The organism is Arenimonas terrae (genome assembly GCF_006265115.1).
GTDB lineage: Bacteria > Pseudomonadota > Gammaproteobacteria > Xanthomonadales > Xanthomonadaceae > Arenimonas > Arenimonas terrae.
The window spans coordinates 61,645-79,448 of sequence record NZ_SMDR01000004.1 but is presented as its reverse complement, the minus strand read 5'-3'; the positions used below and the strand labels follow the sequence as shown (position 1 = coordinate 79,448).

The following is a 17,804-nucleotide window of genomic DNA, read 5'->3' as shown; positions in this document are numbered from 1 at the left end:
GCCTCGAAATGCTGTCGTTGACAGCAATAATCGCGTTGCGAAGACGTTAAGCACTCGTGAGTATCGGGACGCTGGCCTGCCGGGGGGAGGGCCCGCACTGCCGCCCACTCTGGAGTCCTTGCCATGTCCTTCGCCACCCGATCTCCCCTGGCCCTCGCCGTGGCCGCCGCGCTGGCCGCGGCCACGGCCGCTCCGCCGGTGTACGCGCAGAGCGCGACCCTGGCCGCTGAAGAAGACACCGCCACCCTCGACACCGTGCAGGTGGTCGGCACCCGCGTGCGCGGCCGCGCCGCCGCCGACACCGCCGCGCCGGTGGACGTGATCGGCCGCAACGAACTCAACGCCACCGGTGCGCTCGAAGTGGGCCAGGTGCTGCAGATGCTGACGCCCTCGTTCAACTTCTCGCGCACCTTCGTCAGCGACGGCACCGACATCCTGCGCCCGGCCACGCTGCGCGCGCTCGGCCCCGACCAGGTGCTGGTGCTGGTCAACGGCAAGCGCCGCCACCAGCAGGCGCTGGTGAACGTGCAGCAGACCATCGGCCGCGGTTCGGCCGGCACCGACATCAACGCGATCCCGATCGCCGCGATCGAGCGCATCGAAGTGCTGCGCGACGGCGCCGCCGCGCAGTACGGCTCGGACGCGATTTCGGGCGTCATCAACATCGTGCTCAAGCGCCAGACCGAATGGACCGAGCTCTCGGCCCAGGGCTCGCAGTACTACGAGGGCGACGGCGAGATGCTGCACGGCTCGCTCAACACCGGCTTCGAGCTGGGCCAGGACGGCTTCATCAACCTCACGCTCGAGGCGCGCAACCGCAACGAGACCAACCGCGCCGGGCCCGACAGCCTGCGCGTGTCGCCGCCGCGGGTGACGCAGCGCCTGGGCGATGCCGACGCGCAGGACGGTTATCTCTGGCTCAACGGCGGCCTGCCGCTGGGCGCCGGCGAGCTGTACTGGTTCGGCGGTGTGTCCGAGCGCGAGGGCGACTCCTCCGGCTTTTTCCGCAGCGCCGGCGATGACCGTACGGTGCCCGACCTGTATCCCGAAGGTTTCCTGCCCAACATCCTCACCACGGTCGAGGACCAGTCGCTGGCGGTCGGTTACAAGGGCCCGATCGGCGAGAACTGGGACTGGGACCTCTCGGTCAACCACGGCCGCAGCAGCTTCCGCTTCGACGAAAGCAACTCGGTGAACGTGAGCTGGTGGTACGAGCCGATCGACCCGGCCAATCCCGCGGCCGGCATCTACGGCGAATCGCCGCTCAGCGCCCACACCGGCACGCTGGAGTTCGAGCAGACCACGGTGAACCTGGACTTCCGCGGCAGCGTCGACGGCTTCAACGACCAGCTGCTGTACCTGGCCACCGGCCTGGAATGGCGCCGCGACAACTACCGCATCGAAGCCGGCGACCCGGTGTCCTACACCTACGGCCGAACCAACGACCCGAGCATCGTCATCGTCGGCCAGAACGGCAACGTCGCGCCGGCCGGCATCCAGGGTTTCCCGGGTTTCACGCCCGGCACCGAGGTGGACGAGGGCCGGCACAGCGCCGCCGTCTATTTCGACGCCGAAACGAATCTGACCGACCGCTTCCTGATGGGCGCGGCGATTCGTTTCGAGGACTACTCCGACTTCGGCAACACCACCACCGGCAAGCTGTCGGCGCGCTTCAACGCGAGCGAGGCCTTCGCGATCCGCGGCACCGTGTCCACCGGCTTCCGCGCGCCGGGCGTGCAGCAGCAGTTCTACAGCCAGGTGTCGACCAACCTCGACCCCGGCACCGGCCTGCTCACCGACACGCTGACCGCGCGCCAGGACAGCGCCGTCACCCGCGCGCTGGGCATCCCGGCGCTGCAGGAGGAAACTTCGACCAGCGGCACGCTGGGCATCGTCTGGAACCCGAACGACCGCTTCTCGCTGACCGCCGACGTGTTCCGCATCGACATCGACGACCGCATCATCTTCTCCGGCAACATCGCGCCCGAGACGGTCGGCACCGACGGCCTGCCCTGCAACGGCAGCAACAGCAACTGCCCGATCCGCGCGGCGCTGGCGCCGTTCTCGGTCGGCCAGGCGCAGTTCTTCACCAATGCCATCGACACCCGCACCACCGGCGTGGACATCGTCGCCAACCACAACAGCACGCTGGGCAACGGTGCGCTGCTGACCCTGACGGCCCTGGTGCACTTCAACAAGACCGAAGTGCAGGAGCGCCGCTCGCAGTCGCCGATCCTCTCGCCGACGCAGCTTTTCGACGACACCCAGGTCACCCTGATCGAAGAAGGCCAGCCGCGCGCCCACCACATGCTGCAGGGCGTGTACGAGTCCGGCCCCTGGCAGTGGACCGCGCGCGCCAACTACTACGGCTCGGTCAGCGGCGAAGGCTTCACCCCGGGCATCAAGCAGACCTGGGGCGGCAAGACCCTGTTCGACCTGGGCGTGCGCTATTCCTTCAACGACAACACCCACCTGTCGATCGGCGGCAACAACATCTTCGACACTTATCCCGACCGCTGGGACGAGGTGGGCGGCTTCCCGTTCCCGCAGCTGGGCTTCGTCTACGGCTGGGAGACCATGCCCTTCGGCATGAACGGCGGCAGCTACTACGCGCGCCTCGACTTCCGGTTCTGACCGCGGGCAACCCGGTCGGAAGAAGCCCCGCTCCGGCGGGGCTTCTTTTTTTCCGGCACGCGGCCTGGCCGTGAAGGCCCCCGCGGCCCGTTCTTCCGGACCGAGCCCGGGGAGCCCACCATGCACGACGAGCAGAAGGCCGCGCCGTCCCGCGCGGTTGGAATGGTCCTGATCCTGCTGCTGGCCGCGCTGGCCGTGCTGCGTTCGCACGGAGGCACGCGCCTGGACGGCTACACGGTGGACGAACCCTGGCACGTGGTGGCCGGCGTGTCCTACCTGCGCACCGGCGATTTCCGCCTCAATCCCGAACATCCGCCGCTGGTGAAACTGGTCGCCGGCGCCGCGCAATCGCCGGACTTCGTGCTGCCGCCGTTCGCAGCGCTGACCGAGAAGTCGCAGGAGCGCGATTGGGTCGAACGCACCATGTTCCTCGAGAACGATGCGGCTGCGTCGCAGCGGGCGACCCGCGCCGGTCTCTGGACCTTCCACGCGCTGCTGCTCGTCGCGCTCGGCGCCCTGGTGTGGCGCGCGATGGGCTTGGCCTGGGCGCTGGGAACGCTGGCCTTCCTGGCGATCGAACCCACGGTCGCCGCGCACCTGCCCGTGGCGATGACCGACCTGCCGCTGGCGCTCACGCTGGCGGTGGCCGCCGTCGCGGCAGGGCTGCTGCTGGCGGAATGGCGCTGGCACTGGGTGCTGGCGACCGGCGTCGCGCTGGGACTGGTGCTGGGCAGCAAACATTCGGCGCTGGCCGGACTGGCCGGCCTGGGCTTGGTGCTGGGCATCGGCGTGCTGGCCGGTCTGCGTCGCAGTGCCGGCGAGTTCGCGCGCCGGCTGCTGCGGGTCGGCATCGCGGGCCTGCTCGGCGTGGCGCTGCTGTGGGCGATGTACGGTTTCCATTTCCACGCCGGACCTGACGGCAGCGACGGTTTCAACCGTGGCATGGCCGACAAGGTCGCCGACCTCAACATTCCGCACTGGCGCGAGGGCATCGCCTTCGCCGACGCCACGCACCTGCTGCCGCGCGCCTATCTGTGGGGCCTGGCCGACACCGTGCGTGCCGGCGTCGAGGGCCGCGGCCAGGGTTCGCACCTGGTCTGGGGCGTGAGCCACAAGGGCCGGCCGCCGTGGTTCACCTGGCCCAGCATCCTCGTGTCGAAACTGCCGCTGGCCCTGATGGCCATGGCGCTGCTGGGGCTGGTCGCACTGCGCTGGCTGCCGCTGCCCGCGGCGGCGCGCTGGGCGCTGGGGGCCGCACTGGGTGTTTCCACCGTGCACCTGCTGGCGCTGATGTCGGGGCAGGGCACCTACGGCGGCATCCGCCACGCGCTGCCGATCGTGGTGCTGCTGGCGCTGCCGGCCGGTGCGCTGGTGGCCGCGGCCTGGGCGCAGCGGCGCCGGGCGCTGCGCGTCGCCGCACTGGTCCCGCTGGCCGCGGCGCTGGTGATGACCGTGGGCGAACCGCGCGCCTGGGAGTACCACAACGAACTCGCGGGCGGCAGCGAGGGCGCTTTCCGCCAGTTCGGCAACGAGGGCATCGACCTCGGCCAGCGCTGGCCCGAAATCAAGGCCTACCACGATGCCGTCATCGCGCCCGAAGGCGCCACGCTCTATTCCGACTACTGGTTCATGGAAGAGCAGGCCATCGCCGCGCGCACCAACTACCGCCGCAAGGTCGACAGCATCGACGACACCAATGCCGAGGGCGTGTACGAGGGCTATTTCCTCTACGGCATGCACATGACCCTGCCGTGGCCGGACTGGGGCTGGGACCCGGCGGTGAACCTCAAGGGCCTGGAGCTGGTGCAGCGCATCGGCTACGTCGCGGTGTACAAGGGCCGGCGCCAGGATCCGCAGGGCCGCGCCGGCGACGTCTACCAGAAGGTGATGGAACACCTGTACAAGCAGGGCGGCGGCCGGGACGACGTAGTGGCGGCGCGGCTGGACGAAACCCTGGACCAGCTGCCCTTCCATGTCGGCGCCGCGATCGAACTGGGCAACGCGTACCTGCGCCTGGGCGACGTCGCGGCCGCGGCCGAGGCCTATCGCAGGCCGCTGCTGCAGGAAAAGATGCCGGTGGAGCCGCTGGTGAAATCGCAGATCGAAGCGCAGCTCGAACGCCTGGCCACGCCGGGCATCACCGCCGCCGAGGTCAAGCCGCTGCGCAATCCGTGGATGGAGTGAGCGCGGCTCAGCCCGGCGACAGTGCGTCGTAGAGCCAGGCGCGCGCGGCCTGCCAATGCCGCTTCACGGTGGCCGGCGAACAGCCCAGGGCTTCGGCGGTCTCGTCGATGCCCAGGCCGCCGAAATAACGCAGCTCGACCACCCGGGCCTTGTCGGGATCGAGCTGTTCGAGCCGCGCCAGCGCGGCGTCCAGCGCCATCACGTCGAGCCCGTCTTCGGGGGCCGGCACGTCCAGGCCGGTGAGCGTGATCCGCTGGCCGCCGTCGCGTTTGGCCGCATCGCGGCGGCGCGCATGGTCGACCAGGATGCCGCGCATCAGGCGGGCCGCCACGTGCACGAAGTGCGCCCGGTCCTGCCAGTCGATGCGCTCGAGCCCGGACAGCCGCAGCCAGGCCTCGTTGACCAGGGCGGTGGGCTGCAGGGTGTGGCCGGCGCGTTCGCCGCGGAACTGCCGGCCGGCCAGCAGGCGCAGCTCGGGCAGCACGAGCGCGGCCAGCCGGTCGCGCGCCCCGGCATCGCCGGAGCGCCAGGCCTGCAGCAGCAAGGTCACGTCGCCGGACATGGCCGCAGTCTAGCCCGCGCCGGGCGTGAGCCGAAAACGCCCCGTCCTGCGCCTTCTGCTAGTGTCGGGCCGCAGGGTGCGGCCGGGGGGAACGCATGAACACGTCGATGGAAGTACAGGTGCTGCAGTGGTTCGAGCGCGTGCTGGCGCAACCGGCCGCGGCCCGGGCCGACTGGCTGGCCGCGCAGGAGATGCCGGACGCGATGCGCGAGCGCGTGCAGCGCCTGCTGGACGCCGAGTCCGCCGCCAGCGGTTTCATGGAGGCGACCGCGGTGCAGCCGGAAACGCCGCCGCCGGAATTCCCCAAGGTCGGCGACCGCCTGGGCAACTACGAGCTGCTCAAGGCCCTGGAGGCCGGCGGCATGGGCGTGGTCTACCTGGGCCGGCGCGCCGACGACGTCTACGACCAGCAGGTAGCGATCAAGCTGGTGCGGCCGGTGCACCTGCTGGCCGCGGCGGAGTTCCGGCGCCAGCTGATCTCGCGCTTCGAGGACGAACGTTCGATCCTGGCGCGCATGAGCCACCCGAACGTGGCCCGCATCCTCGACGGCGGCAGCACGGCCGGCGGCATTCCCTACCTGGTGATGGAGTTCGTCGACGGCGTGTCGCTGACCGACTACTGCCGCCAGAACAAACTCGACGTGCCGGCGCGGCTGAAGCTGTTCTGCAAGGTCTGCGACGGCGTGCAGGAAGCGCACCGCCACCTGATCGTGCACCGCGACCTCAAGCCCGACAACATCCTGGTCGGCAGCAACGGCGAGCCGCGCCTGCTCGACTTCGGCATCGCCAAGATCCTGGAACAGGAGCCGCTGCCGGCCGACGGCAAGCGCCAAACCTCGCTCAGCGCGATGACGCCGGCCTACGCCAGCCCCGAACAGGTGCGCCAGCAGGCGCTGACCACCAGCTCCGACGTCTATTCGCTGGGCGTGATGCTGTACCAGCTGCTGGCCGGCGTGCGGCCCTACGAACTCGGCGGCCTGCGCCCCTCCGAGGCCGAGCACGTGGTCTGCGACACCCTGCCCGACCCGATGCACCGCATGCTGGCCAAGGCCGTGCTGAGCGACGCGGAGCGCAGACAGCGCCGGGCCCAGATCACGCCCGACGTCGAGCGCATCGTCGCCAAGGCCATGCACAAGGAGGCGGCGCGCCGCTACGGCTCGGCGCAGGAACTGGCCGACGACATCCAGCGCTACCTGGCCGGGCAGCCGGTGCTGGCGCATCCCGATTCCACCCTGTACCGCCTCGGCAAGTTCGTGCGCCGGCACCGCCTGGGCGTGGCCGCCGCCAGCGTCGCGCTGGCCGCGGTGCTGGCCGCCACCGGCGTGGCCCTGTGGCAGGCCGAGCGCGCGCGCCAGGCGGCGCGGGACACCGAGCAGGTCAACAACTTCCTGATGGACGTGCTCAAGTCGTCCGACCCCTTCGACGCCGGCGCCGAGATCTCGCTGAGCGAAGCGGTGGACCGGGCGTCCGCGAAGGTGCCGGAACGGTTCGCGGGGCGGCCCGACCTGTCCTCGCGCGTGCACATGGCGCTGGGTTACAGCATGGTCAGCCGCTACAAGCTCGACCTGGCCGAACGCGAGCTGGGCCTCGCGCTGGCGCAGAGCACGCAGGCCCACGGCGCCGATTCGATGCCGACCCTGCGCATCCGCGAGGCGGTCGCGCAGCTGCGCTCCTACCAGGGCCGCGACGACGAGGCCGTGGCCGGCTGGCAATCGGTGGTCGCCGGCATGGAGGCCCTGGGAGCGCAGGGCGACAAGCTCTACGCGATCGCGCTCAACAACCTGGGCAACCACTACCTTGCGATCGAGGAGTATGCGAAGGCCGACGAGGTGCTCAAGCGCGCCGCCGCGCTGCCGCCGCCGGCCGACCCCAGTACCCTGTCGCCCACCGACCCCATTCTGCTGGTCGGCAACCAGGCCTTCGTCGCCCATGGCCTGGGCGACCTGGAGCGCGCGAAGACGCTGTACGAACAGGCCCAGGCCGAGCTGGAAAAGCTGGTGCCCGAAGGCAGCCCCGAGCTGGCCAGCGTGATGAACAACCACGCGATGCTGCTGCAGGACCTCGGCGAGAAAGAGGCGGCCTACGCACTGAGCCAGCGCTCGATCGCGATGCGCGAGAAGATCTTCCGCGGCGACCACCCGATGCTGGTCGCGCCGGTGTCCGGGCTGGCGATGTGGGCGGTGGGCCTGAAGAAGTACGACGAGGCGGTGGCGCTGGCGGAGAAGGCCGCGAAGATGTCGGAGCGCGTGTACGCGGAGTCCAACCACAGCACCGCCTTCGCCTGGTGGACGCTGTCGCTGGCGCAGACCAAGACCGGCGACTTCGCGGCGGCCGGCGAATCCCTGCAGCGCAGCGAGCGGGAGTTCGCCAAGCTCGACCCGCCGCCGGAAGACCTGGCCGAATCGATCCCGGCCCTGCGCGAGCATCTGTGCGACCAGGCGAAGGCGCAGGGCGCCGCCGTGGCGATCTGCGCGCGCTAGCGGCTCAGCGATCGCCGTACCAGTAGCGCCGCGCGAACTCCGGCAGCGCGCCGGGGTGGCGCAGCAGCTCCCAGCCCACACGCGGCATCTGCGTGAAGTAGTGCCAGTCGCCGTGGCGGTCGAACTTGCGCGTGGACGTGACCGTGCGCACGCCGCGCAGCCGGCGCAGGCGCTGGCCGCGCGGCCGGCCCAGGCGGCGCAGACGCAGCATCAGGTCCACGTCCTCGGCGACGGCGCGGGTTTCGTCGTAACCGCCGAGCTGCTGGAAGTCGGCGCGGCGCAGGAAGACCAGGCCGGTGTCGAAACCGGTCAGCCACACCACCGGCAGCGCGAATGCGACCGTGAGCGCAATGCCGGGCGACCAGCGCTCCATCGTCACGCCGCTGGCGCCGCCGAGCGCGCGCGGGTCGCGCATCGTGGCGTCCACCGCCAGCAGCACGTCCGGATGCAGCACGCTGTCGGCGTCGACGAAGGCGATCAGCTCGCCGGTGGCCAGCGCCGCGCCGCCGTTGCGCACCGAGGCGATGCGCCGGGGTTCGACCCGCGCCAGCTTCGCGCCACGCGCCAGCGCGATGTCCGCCGTGGCGTCGGTCGAACCGTTGTCGGCGACGATCAGCTCGATGCCGGCCGGGTCATGCCCGGCCTGGATCCAGCGCGCCCGCGCCGCGTCGAAGCTGTCGAGCAGCCGCGGCAGACGCTCGGCTTCGTTCCAGGCGGGGATGACCAGGGACAGGCGGGGTGGGCGGGCTTCAGGCGTTTCCATGGCACAACCACATCTACCTGGCCGGCAGCCTGGTGGCCAAGCGCACGGTGCCGTTCAGCGGCACGACCAGCATCCGCTACCAGCACACCGACGCCCTGGGCAGCCCGGTGGCCGAGACCAACGAAGCGGGCGCCCTGGCCCAACCCCGCGAGCGCCTGACCGCCTACGGCGAACCGGCCGATGGCACCTGGCAGGCCGGGCCCGGGTTCACGGGGCATCAGATGGATGCGTCGTCAAGGCTCGTTTACATGCAGCAGCGCTATTACGATCCCGTGAGCGGGAGGTTCTTGTCTGTGGACCTGGTCAAGACGGACTCGGCGAACGGCAGAAACTTCAACCGCTATTGGTATGCAAACGACAACCCGCACGCTTACGTTGATCCCGACGGCCGCTACTCGTGCAAGGGAAATCGGGCTGAATGCGCGGCCATTAAGAAGAAGATCGCCGATATTCGCAGGGCTGCGCGACGTTACGGCCAAGGCAGTTCAAATAGAAGAGCACTAAATAGGATTGCGAACTTCTACGGGACTGAGGACGATGGAAACAAGGTTGAAGTCAGAGTAGTAACAAGCACACAAGCGTTTGCTGGGGAGGCGAGCACGGTAGGAGGAGCGACGACCATTACAATCAATGCCGTCGCGCACCAAGAGCTGGGAGTCTCGACAGGACGCAGCGATCTTGGAGCAACGCTCGTTCATGAGGGGAACCATGGATTTGATCAAGCCAGGTACGGAATGCCAAAATGGAAGAGTAGAAGCTCCGAATTTTGGCACGAGATGAGAGCGACTGCGGCGGAAGCGCTTTATTTCAAGAGTGAAGCCATTGACGCGCCATCGGGCATTTGGACCAAATCCGGCGGCTTTGATGCGCCCGCAATTCAGGATCAGGCGGAACGAAGCACCGAAGCATGGTGCGATGCTCAAGGAGGTTGCCGGTGAATCCCTTACTTTGTATTCGCTTTTTTATTCTTTCGCTCACTCTTATGCCTTTGACAACCGTTACGGCTGATGAGCCCTCGGTTCAGCGGCAATGGACAGTAAAGATTCTTCGCGAAAGCGATTGCTACGAACTCACAGAGGACATAACGGTCAGGGCCTTTCTCCATCCAAGCCGTCACGGGGCGCGAATTTCCGACTACCGTTCATGGAGAGCGCGAGGGCTTTCCGCCTCAACCGCCGAGATCCAGGACAATGAGTCAGCAAAAATACTGACTGAATTCATCTTCGATCCGAAGCGGTACAGAAGCAGTACTTTTTCGGCGACCTTCCGCGGACGACTCCTTTGCGACACATCGGGATCGGGCAACAAGACTTTCCTTGTCCGATCTGTTTCGGACGTCCGAATTGAAGCATCCACGAGCTGAACCAAGAACCGGGTCAGGTCCACCTCAATTTTTCTGAAAGGACAGAGTCAGGCGTACTTTTCTCGTGAGTCATGAGGCCGCCAGAGCGGCCAGTCCGGCAACCGCGACATGAGCTACGACGACCTGGACCGCCTGGTCGGCGTCACCGCCGGCAGTTCCCAGGGCGGCAACGCCGTCTTCGCCTACGACGTGCTCGACAACATCCGCCAGCTCGACCAGGGCACGCGGACGGTGCGGCATACCTACAACACCTCGAACCGCATCAGCGCGATCAAGGACGCCGCGGGCAACACGCTGTCGACGTACGTCCAGGACACGCGCGGCAACCTGGTGCAACGCACCACCGGAACCGTGATCGACACCTTCACCTTCGACAAGGCCAACCGGCTGATGGCCTGCACGGTTGGCGGGGTCAACAACACCTACACCTACGACGGCCTGGGCCGGCGGGTGCGGGAGTTCGACACCGCGTCCACCTACTTCTTCTACGGCCGGTCGGGCCAGCTGCTGTACACCAACGACATGAAGACGTCGCTGCGGCACAACCACATCTACCTGGCCGGCAGCCTGGTGGCCAAGCGCACGGTGCCGTTCAGCGGCACGCCGATCAGCGTGCGCTACCAGCACACCGACGCCCTGGGCAGCCCGGTGGCCGAGACCAGCGAAACCGCCGTACTGACCCGCCGCGAGCGCATGACGGCCTACGGCGAACCGGCCGATGGCACCTGGCAGTCGGGGCCCGGGTTCACGGGGCATCAGATGGATGCCACGTCAAAACTCGTTTACATGCAGCAGCGCTACTACGATCCGGTGAGCGGGAGGTTCTTATCATCTGATCCGGTTTTGGCCGACGGCAACAGCGGCGACAATTTCAACCGATACTTGTATGCCGTAGCCAGTCCCTACAAGTTCTCCGACCCAGATGGCCGGCAGTCTGTGAATCAAGTCAATGGTGCCGCAGCTGAAAAACATGTTCTTGAGAAACTAACGGCCGCCTTGGCAGACGAGGGTGTTGAGCTGATCAAGCATGTCACTATTTCCACGACACTCGAAAACGGAATGACCGTCGAAGCAGTGGCAGACTATGCCTACAACCGAGGCGGAGTTCTCCATTTCGGAGAAGTGAAGTTCGGAAACCAGTCCAAGTTCTCTCCGAATCAAAGGTCTGTATACAGCGCAATAGAGAAAGGGAGAGTATCCGTTGTTTCGTCAGCCGCAGCCAGAAAGCTCGGCGTCGTGGCAGGCGCAGGTGTTAGGGGAGCTCGATTCACGCTTCATGCCGCCGAAGGCAGTAGGGCTGCGCGGCAGCTTGGACGAATTGCGGCGAGAGGTGCTCTTGCGGTCCTGAAATTTGCGGCGTCCGGCACTGTCATGGCCGGAGAGCTTCTCACGCACACAACTAGCTACAACGCCTATGATGCAGCAATGATTGACTGCCCCCGGTGTCATCCGGCTGCAAGTGTAAAGGTTGAATAGCAAATGGATCTTCGAAAACATTGGGACGGCTTCCACTACCCCCCGCTCCTGACACTACTCACTGAGGGATTGGAGTCGCAGGGCTTTGGTCCGATGGGGTTCTTCGATGACGGAACCGGAAGCTACGAATGGTCAAAGCCCGCCTTCGAAGGTTACGACTTCCGGATACTGGTGATGCCGGAGACGGCAATGAAGGGAAGAATATCCCTGTCGGTTGGGTTGTCGATCGAGTCATCCAGACAGGCACAGGTGGAAGAGCTGATCGGGCTGTCTAGATGCAGCGACACGTCGCAGATCCGGACCTGTGTTTCAATCCTGTACGTAAGCTTGCCGTGGCTGATGGCGCGATGGGAGCCCGTCGCCGGGCCTGGCCGTGAGGTTTTTTCGCGCTGGAAGGAGCTTCCGTCTGATAACTGCGAGAACGCTGTCGAAGACATGCTCCGCTTCCTCAGATCCCATGGGTCACGCTTCTTCGAGCTTGTCTCCAGCCCTGAAAGCCTGGCTGACATCCTGCGGAAGCTGCCTGATTTCCCCGGGCGGGGATCCCTTCCCAGCGGCCCATTGAGCAGCAGCCCGTTGGAATTCTCGGCCGTCCTCCTGAACGATCTGAAGCGTCCCAATGAGGCCCTGGAATGCCTGCAGCGGGATATGGATGCCGCCAGGCAGAAGGTGTCCGATGGCGTGTGGTATGAGGATGATCTGCGTGTCGTCGAATGCAGGCACCGCCTGTACAAACAATGGATAGGAGGGCCGGGTCACTAGCCGTCCGGGCCGTTAGCCGTGCCGAACGGCGCCACCGTCACGGCCCAATCCTCCATCGGGCGACACTCCAAGATCGGCAGTCATGCCGTTGACGCCGCTGTCCCTCGCCGCGTGAACCGCCGCGTGATGTCCTCCATCGCCGCGAACGCCGCCGGGATCACCACCAGGCTCAGCACGGTCGAGGTGATCAGCCCGCCGATCACGGCCACCGCCATCGGCTGGCGGAAGGCGGCGTCGGCGCCGAAGCCCAGGGCGATCGGCAGCATGCCGGCGCTCATCGCGATCGAGGTCATGATCACCGGGCGGGCTCGCTTGCGGCAGGCGTCCACCAGGGCGTCGTGCATGTTCATGCCCTTCTCGTCCTCGGCGATCACCGCGTAGTCCACCAGCAGGATCGAGTTCTTGGTGGCGATGCCGATCAGCATCAGCAGGCCGATCAGGGCCGGCAGCGACAGCAGGGTGCCGGTGAGGAACATCAGGCCGAAGGCGCCGCCCGCCGAGAGCGGCACCGCCATCAGGATGATCAGCGGATGGCTGGCGTGGTTGAACAGCAGCAACAGCACCGCGTACACGCAGAACAGGCCGGCGGCCATCGCCAGCGCGAAGCCGACGAACAGTTCGACGAAGATCTCGGCGTCGCCGAAGGGCTGGGTGCGCACGCCGGGCGGCAGGTTCTTCAGGGTCGGCAGCTCGTTCACTTCCTGCATCACGTCGCCCAGCGGGCGGCCGCTGAGTTCGGCGGTGAAGGTGATCTGGCGTTCGCGGCCCAGGCGGTTGATAACCGAGGGCCCGCTGCCGGTGCGGATGCTCGCCACCGCCGACAGCGGCACGGTGCCGCCGTTGGCGCTGGGCACGCGCATCAGCGACAGCAGGGCCTCGTCCGACAGCGATTCTTCGGCCATGCGCACGCGGATCGGCACCTGGCGGTCGGCCAGGTTGAGCTTGGCCAGGCGCTGGCGGTAGTCGCCGCTGGTGGCGATGCGCGCGGCTTCGGCGATGTCGACGGTGGATACGCCCAGGTCGGCGGCGCGGCGCGCGTCGGGCACGATCACCAGCTCCGGGCGCAGCAGCGAGGCCGTGGAGCTGATCGTGCCCAAGCCCTGGATGGTGCGCAGGTCGCGGTCGAGCGACTGCGCCGCGGCGTACAGCGCCTTCGGGTCGTTGCCGGCCAGCACCACCTGCATCTGCTCGCCGGGCTCGCTGCTGATGTAGCGCTGGCGCACGCCCGGGATCACCCGCAGGCGCTCGCGCACTTCGCGCTCGAGCTCCTTCTGCGAGCGCTCGCGGCCGTCGGCCAGGCCCCAGTCGAGCACCATCACCACCTTGCGCACGTCGGCGATGCCGCTGACGTTCGGGTCGCCGAAGTCCACCACGCCGCCGACGGTGGCGTAGGCCTGCTTCAGTTCCGGGATGTCGGCAATGAGCTTGCGCGCGCGTTCGGCCACGGCCACGGTCTGGTCGAGGCGGGCGCCGGGCGGCAGCTCCAGGCTCAGGTTGCTGCGGCCCAGGTCGGAGCCGGGGATGAAGGTGGCGGGGATCATGTAGGCGATGCCCAGCGAGCCGACGAACATCAGGAAGGCCGCCAGCAGGGTCAGGAAGCGGTGCGCCAGCGCCCACTCCACCCAGCCCAGGTACCAGCGCATCAGCCTGCCGTCCTTCTCCTCCGGGTGCGGCTTGGGCTTGAGCTGGTAGGCCGCCATCATCGGCGTCAGCAGGCGCGCCACCATCAGCGAGAACAGCACGGCGGTGGCCGCGGTCCAGCCGAACTCGAGGAAGAACTTGCCGGCCACGCCCGGCATGAAGGCCACCGGCACGAACACTGCCGCCAGCGTCGCCGAGGTCGCGATCACCGCCAGGCCGATCTCGTCGGCGGCGTCGGTAGCGGCCTGCTTGGGCGGCTTGCCCATGCCCAGGTGCCGGTCGATGTTCTCGACCTCGACGATGGCGTCGTCGACCAGGATGCCGACGACGACCGCCAGCGCCAGCAGGGTGATCATGTTCAGGCTGAAGCCGAACAGCCACATCACGCCGAAGGTGGGGATGATCGACAGCGGCAGCGCCACCGCCGAGATCCAGGTCGCGCGCCAGTCGCGCAGGAAGAACCAGACCACCACCACGGCCAGCAGCGAGCCTTCCCACAGCATCGTCATCGACGACTTGTACGAGGCCTGCACTTCCTGCACCGCCGAGAACACCGGCGTGATCTTCACGCCCGGGTGCTGGGCCTCGAGTTCGCGCACCGCTTCCTCGACGCCGGCGCCGACGTCGATCTCGCTGCTGCCGCGGGTGCGGGTGATCGCGAAGGCGACCACGGGCTTGCCGTCGAGCAGGGCGACCTGGCGCCGCTCCTCGTGGCCATCGGTCACTTCGGCCAGCGCCGACAGCGGCACCTGGCGGCCGTCCGGCAGGCGGATCGGGAATGCGCGCAGGTCCTGGGCGCTGGCGACGGTGCCGACCGCGCGGATCGCCTGTTCGCCGCTGCCCCAGGTGGCGCGGCCGCCGGAGCGCTCGAGCTGGCTGGCCGCGAGCTGCTGCGACACCTGGCCGGCGGTGAGCCCGTAGGCCTGCAGCACGCCCGGGCGCAGGTCCACCTGCACCTCGCGGTCGATGCCGCCGGCGCGCGTCACCTGGCCGACGCCGGGAACGCCGAACATCGCCTTGGTGACGTCGTTGTCGACGAACCAGCTCAGCTCGTCCTCGGCCATCGCGTCGGAGGCGACCGCGTAGGTGACCAGGGTGCCGCCGACCACGTCGATCTTGGCGACGATGGGCTCCTCTACATCCTGCGGCAGGTCGGTGCGCACGCGCGTCACCGCGTCGCGCACTTCGTCCAGGGCCTCGTTGAGGTCCTTGCCGATGCGGAACTCGACGAAGGTGGTCGAGCTGCCTTCGACCACGGTCGACACCAGGTTCTTGATGCCGGGCAGGGTGGCGATCGAGTCCTCGATCTTGCGCGCGACCTCGGTCTCGAGCTGGGCCGGCGTGGCCGAGGGCTGCACGACGGTGACGGTGATGCCCGGGAAGGCGATGTCGGGGAAACGCGACACCGCCAACTGCTGGAAGCCGACCAGGCCGACGATGCCCAGCAGAATGAAGACCAGGATGGCCGGCAGCGGCCGGTTGATGGACCAGGCGGAGAAGTTCATGCGTTCAACCCGCGGCGTCGGCCGGCACCACGCGCACGCGGTCGCCGTCGCTCAGGAAACCCGCGCCCTGCACGACGACCTGTTCGTCGCCCTGCAGGCCGTCGCGGATCTCGACCACACCGTTGCTGCGGGCGCCGGTCTGGACCCGGCGCTGCGACACCACGTCCTGGTCGCCCAGCACGAACAGGTAGCGGTGGCCGTCGCGCTCGACGATGGCCGATTCGGGCACGGTGCGCGCCGTGCGTTCGCCCAGCACGATGTCGCCGCTGGCGTACATGCCGGCGCGCAGCGCGCCCGGTTCGGGCAGGTCGGCGTAGACGGTGCCGGTGCGGCTCTGGGCGTCGAGCGAGGGCGAGACCGCGCGCACGGTGCCGCGCACCGCGGCGCCATCCGGGCTGCGCAGCTCGACCGCTGCGCCGGGCGAGACGCGGATCAGTTCGGCCTCGGGCAGTTCGGCGCGCCACTCCAGGCGCCCCTTTCGGATCAGGCGCAGCATCTCGGCCGCGGTCACCACGACCTGGCCGGGCTGCACGCTGCGGGCCGAGATCACGCCGTCGTCGGGCGCGCGCAGCGTCGCGAAGCCCAGGCGCAGGCGCGCGTTCTCGAGCTGGGCCTGGGCGGTGTTGCGCTGGGCCTGCGCGGTGAGCTCGCCGGCGATCAGCTGGTCGGCCTCGCTGGCGGCGACCAGCTGCTCCTTCTTCAGGCGCTCGCCGCGGCGGGCGTTGGCGGCGGCGACGGTCAGGTTGGCCTGCGCCTGCGCCAGCGCGGCCTCGGCCTGGCGTTGCTCCATCTCCAGGCTGCGCGTGTCCAGGCGCAGCAGCGGCTGGCCCTTCGTGACCGTGTCGCCGACTTCGACCAGCACCTCGGCCACGCGCTGGCCACTGAGTTCGACGCCCAGCGACATCTCTTCCCAGGCCGCGACCGAACCCGAGGCGGTGATGCGCTGGGGCAGGGCCTGCTGGGCGGGCGGAGCGACGCTGACGGTGAGGCTGGCGGGGGGATCGGCGGGAGCTTGGGTTTCGGATTCGCCGGAGCAGGCGACCAGGAGCAGGCAGGACAGGGCCAGGAGGCTGCGGAAACGGGGCATCGGTGGTTCGCCGTGGGGTGCGAGGCGGCGATTGTCTCAGAGCGAACGTTCCTGCGGCGTGTGCGCGGGCTGTCCGGTGGGCTAGTCTTAAGGCGTTTTTCAGGGGCGCTTGCCCGGAGATACCGAAGTGACCCAAGACACCGCCGCGTTGCCCCCGCCGTCCGACCTTGCCCGCCAGCTGCCGGCGCTCGACACGCAGTCGGCGCTCGATCGCCTGCAGCCGCTGCCGCCGGCGCAGGTGGCGCAGCTGCTGGCCGGGCTGTCGCCGGCGCAGGCCAATGTGCTGCTGGCCGCGATGGCGGGTGATCGACGCAGCGCCATCATGGCCGCCGCGCCCGCGGGCACCGACTGGACCGACAGCCAGCGTTACCCCGAGGGCTCGGTCGGCCGCCTGATCGAGGATCCGCCCGCCGTGTTCCCGTCCACCACCACGGTGGCCGAAGCGGTGGAAGCCCTGCGCGAGGTGGTGAAGAAGCGCCTGGTCACCTACCTGTGGGTGGTGGACGGCGCGCAGAAGCTGCAGGGCGTGGTCGCCTTCCGCGACCTGCTGTACGCCGAACGCGACCGGCCGCTCGACCAGATCATGATCCGCGCGCCGTTTTTCCTGCGCCCGGGCACCGACCTGGTGGACGCTATGCGCGAGGTGGTGACGCGGCACTATCCGGTCTACCCCGTCTGCGAGGAGGACGGCCGCCTGGTCGGCCAGGTGCGCGGCCAGGTGCTGTTCGAACAGCAGGCCTTCGAGATCTCGGCGCAGGCCGGTGCGATGGTCGGCGTGGACACCGAGGAGCGGTTGGCGACGCCGCTGTGGCGCAGCTTCAAGTTCCGCAATCCCTGGCTGCTGATCAACCTGCTCACGGTGTTCGTGGCGGCGGCGGTGGTCGGCTATTTCGAGGACACCATCAACAAGGTGGTCGTGCTGGCGGTGTTCCTGCCGGTGCTGGGCGGGCAGAGCGGCAACCTGGGCTGCCAGGCGCTGGCGGTGATGCTGCGCGGCATGACCCTGGGCGAACTGCGCTCGGCCCGCATCGCCGCCATCGTCGGCAAGGAGGGCCTGCTGGGTGCGCTCAACGGCCTGGTCACCGGCGCGATCGCCGGCGCGGCCATGTACTGGGTGGTGTCGCGCGACGGCGGCTCGGACGGGCTGATCCTGGGCCTGATCACGATGGCCGCCATGGCCTTCAGCTGCATGATCGCCGGCCTGTCCGGCGCCACCATCCCGCTGATCCTCAAGCGCCTGGGCGCCGACCCGGCGACCGCCTCGAGCATCTTCCTGACCACCATGACCGACGTGGTCAGCATGGGCAGTTTCCTGGGCCTGGTGACCTGGCTGGTGGTCTGATTCCT

Annotated in this window: 11 protein-coding genes; 7 read left to right on the top strand and 4 right to left on the bottom strand. The window is 68.3% G+C overall.

Features of this window, described 5'->3' with window-relative positions; genetic code table 11:
• Positions 1–123: 123 nt before the first annotated feature.
• Both E1B00_RS14180 and E1B00_RS14175 read left to right on the top strand, forming a co-directional pair.
• Positions 124–2,634 carry a TonB-dependent receptor plug domain-containing protein gene (locus tag E1B00_RS14180; RefSeq protein ID WP_139449931.1) on the top strand — a complete coding sequence of 837 codons (2,511 nt, stop codon included), beginning with the start codon at positions 124–126 and terminating at the stop codon, positions 2,632–2,634.
• Between the two features lie 120 nt (positions 2,635–2,754).
• Complete coding sequence (locus E1B00_RS14175) at positions 2,755–4,818, top strand: phospholipid carrier-dependent glycosyltransferase (RefSeq protein ID WP_139449929.1); 2,064 nt, start codon at positions 2,755–2,757, stop codon at positions 4,816–4,818.
• 7 nt (positions 4,819–4,825) lie between these two features.
• On the opposite strand, the gene E1B00_RS14170 is transcribed toward E1B00_RS14175, so the two are convergent.
• A complete protein-coding gene (locus E1B00_RS14170) occupies positions 4,826–5,380 on the bottom strand; it encodes a sigma-70 family RNA polymerase sigma factor (RefSeq protein WP_139449928.1) in 555 nt (184 codons plus the stop codon).
• A 95-nt stretch (positions 5,381–5,475) separates the two neighbouring features.
• Between E1B00_RS14170 and E1B00_RS14165 the strand changes: the two genes are divergently transcribed.
• Entirely contained in the window at positions 5,476–7,860 is a 2,385-nt protein-coding gene (locus E1B00_RS14165; RefSeq protein WP_139449926.1) for a serine/threonine-protein kinase, read from the top strand.
• Positions 7,861–7,864: 4 nt separating this feature from the next.
• Here E1B00_RS14165 and E1B00_RS14160 read toward each other — a convergent pair whose 3' ends face one another.
• On the bottom strand, positions 7,865–8,623 hold the full coding sequence (locus E1B00_RS14160; protein WP_139449924.1) for a glycosyltransferase: 759 nt from the start codon (positions 8,621–8,623) through the stop codon (positions 7,865–7,867).
• Positions 8,624–8,655: 32 nt separating this feature from the next.
• Here E1B00_RS14160 and E1B00_RS14155 point away from each other — a divergent pair, with 32 nt between their 5' ends.
• The 3 genes from E1B00_RS14155 to E1B00_RS14145 all read left to right on the top strand — a co-directional run bounded on the left by E1B00_RS14155 (position 8,656) and on the right by E1B00_RS14145 (position 12,224).
• Entirely contained in the window at positions 8,656–9,561 is a 906-nt protein-coding gene (locus tag E1B00_RS14155) for an RHS repeat-associated core domain-containing protein (RefSeq protein ID WP_176693275.1), read from the top strand.
• Positions 9,562–10,094: 533 nt separating this feature from the next.
• Positions 10,095–11,462, top strand: coding sequence for an RHS repeat domain-containing protein (locus E1B00_RS14150; RefSeq protein ID WP_139449920.1), 1,368 nt, complete (start codon positions 10,095–10,097; stop codon positions 11,460–11,462).
• A 3-nt stretch (positions 11,463–11,465) separates the two neighbouring features.
• Complete coding sequence (locus E1B00_RS14145) at positions 11,466–12,224, top strand: hypothetical protein (RefSeq protein ID WP_139449918.1); 759 nt, start codon at positions 11,466–11,468, stop codon at positions 12,222–12,224.
• Between the two features lie 80 nt (positions 12,225–12,304).
• On the opposite strand, the gene E1B00_RS14140 is transcribed toward E1B00_RS14145, so the two are convergent.
• Together E1B00_RS14140 and E1B00_RS14135 are read right to left on the bottom strand one after the other, a co-directional pair.
• Entirely contained in the window at positions 12,305–15,370 is a 3,066-nt protein-coding gene (locus tag E1B00_RS14140) for an efflux RND transporter permease subunit (RefSeq protein WP_139449916.1), read from the bottom strand.
• A 4-nt stretch (positions 15,371–15,374) separates the two neighbouring features.
• Entirely contained in the window at positions 15,375–16,457 is a 1,083-nt protein-coding gene (locus tag E1B00_RS14135) for an efflux RND transporter periplasmic adaptor subunit (protein ID WP_139449914.1), read from the bottom strand.
• 127 nt (positions 16,458–16,584) lie between these two features.
• On the opposite strand from E1B00_RS14135, the gene E1B00_RS14130 reads away from it, so the two are divergent.
• On the top strand, positions 16,585–17,799 hold the full coding sequence (locus tag E1B00_RS14130; protein ID WP_139449912.1) for a magnesium transporter: 1,215 nt from the start codon (positions 16,585–16,587) through the stop codon (positions 17,797–17,799).
• Positions 17,800–17,804: the final 5 nt, after the last annotated feature.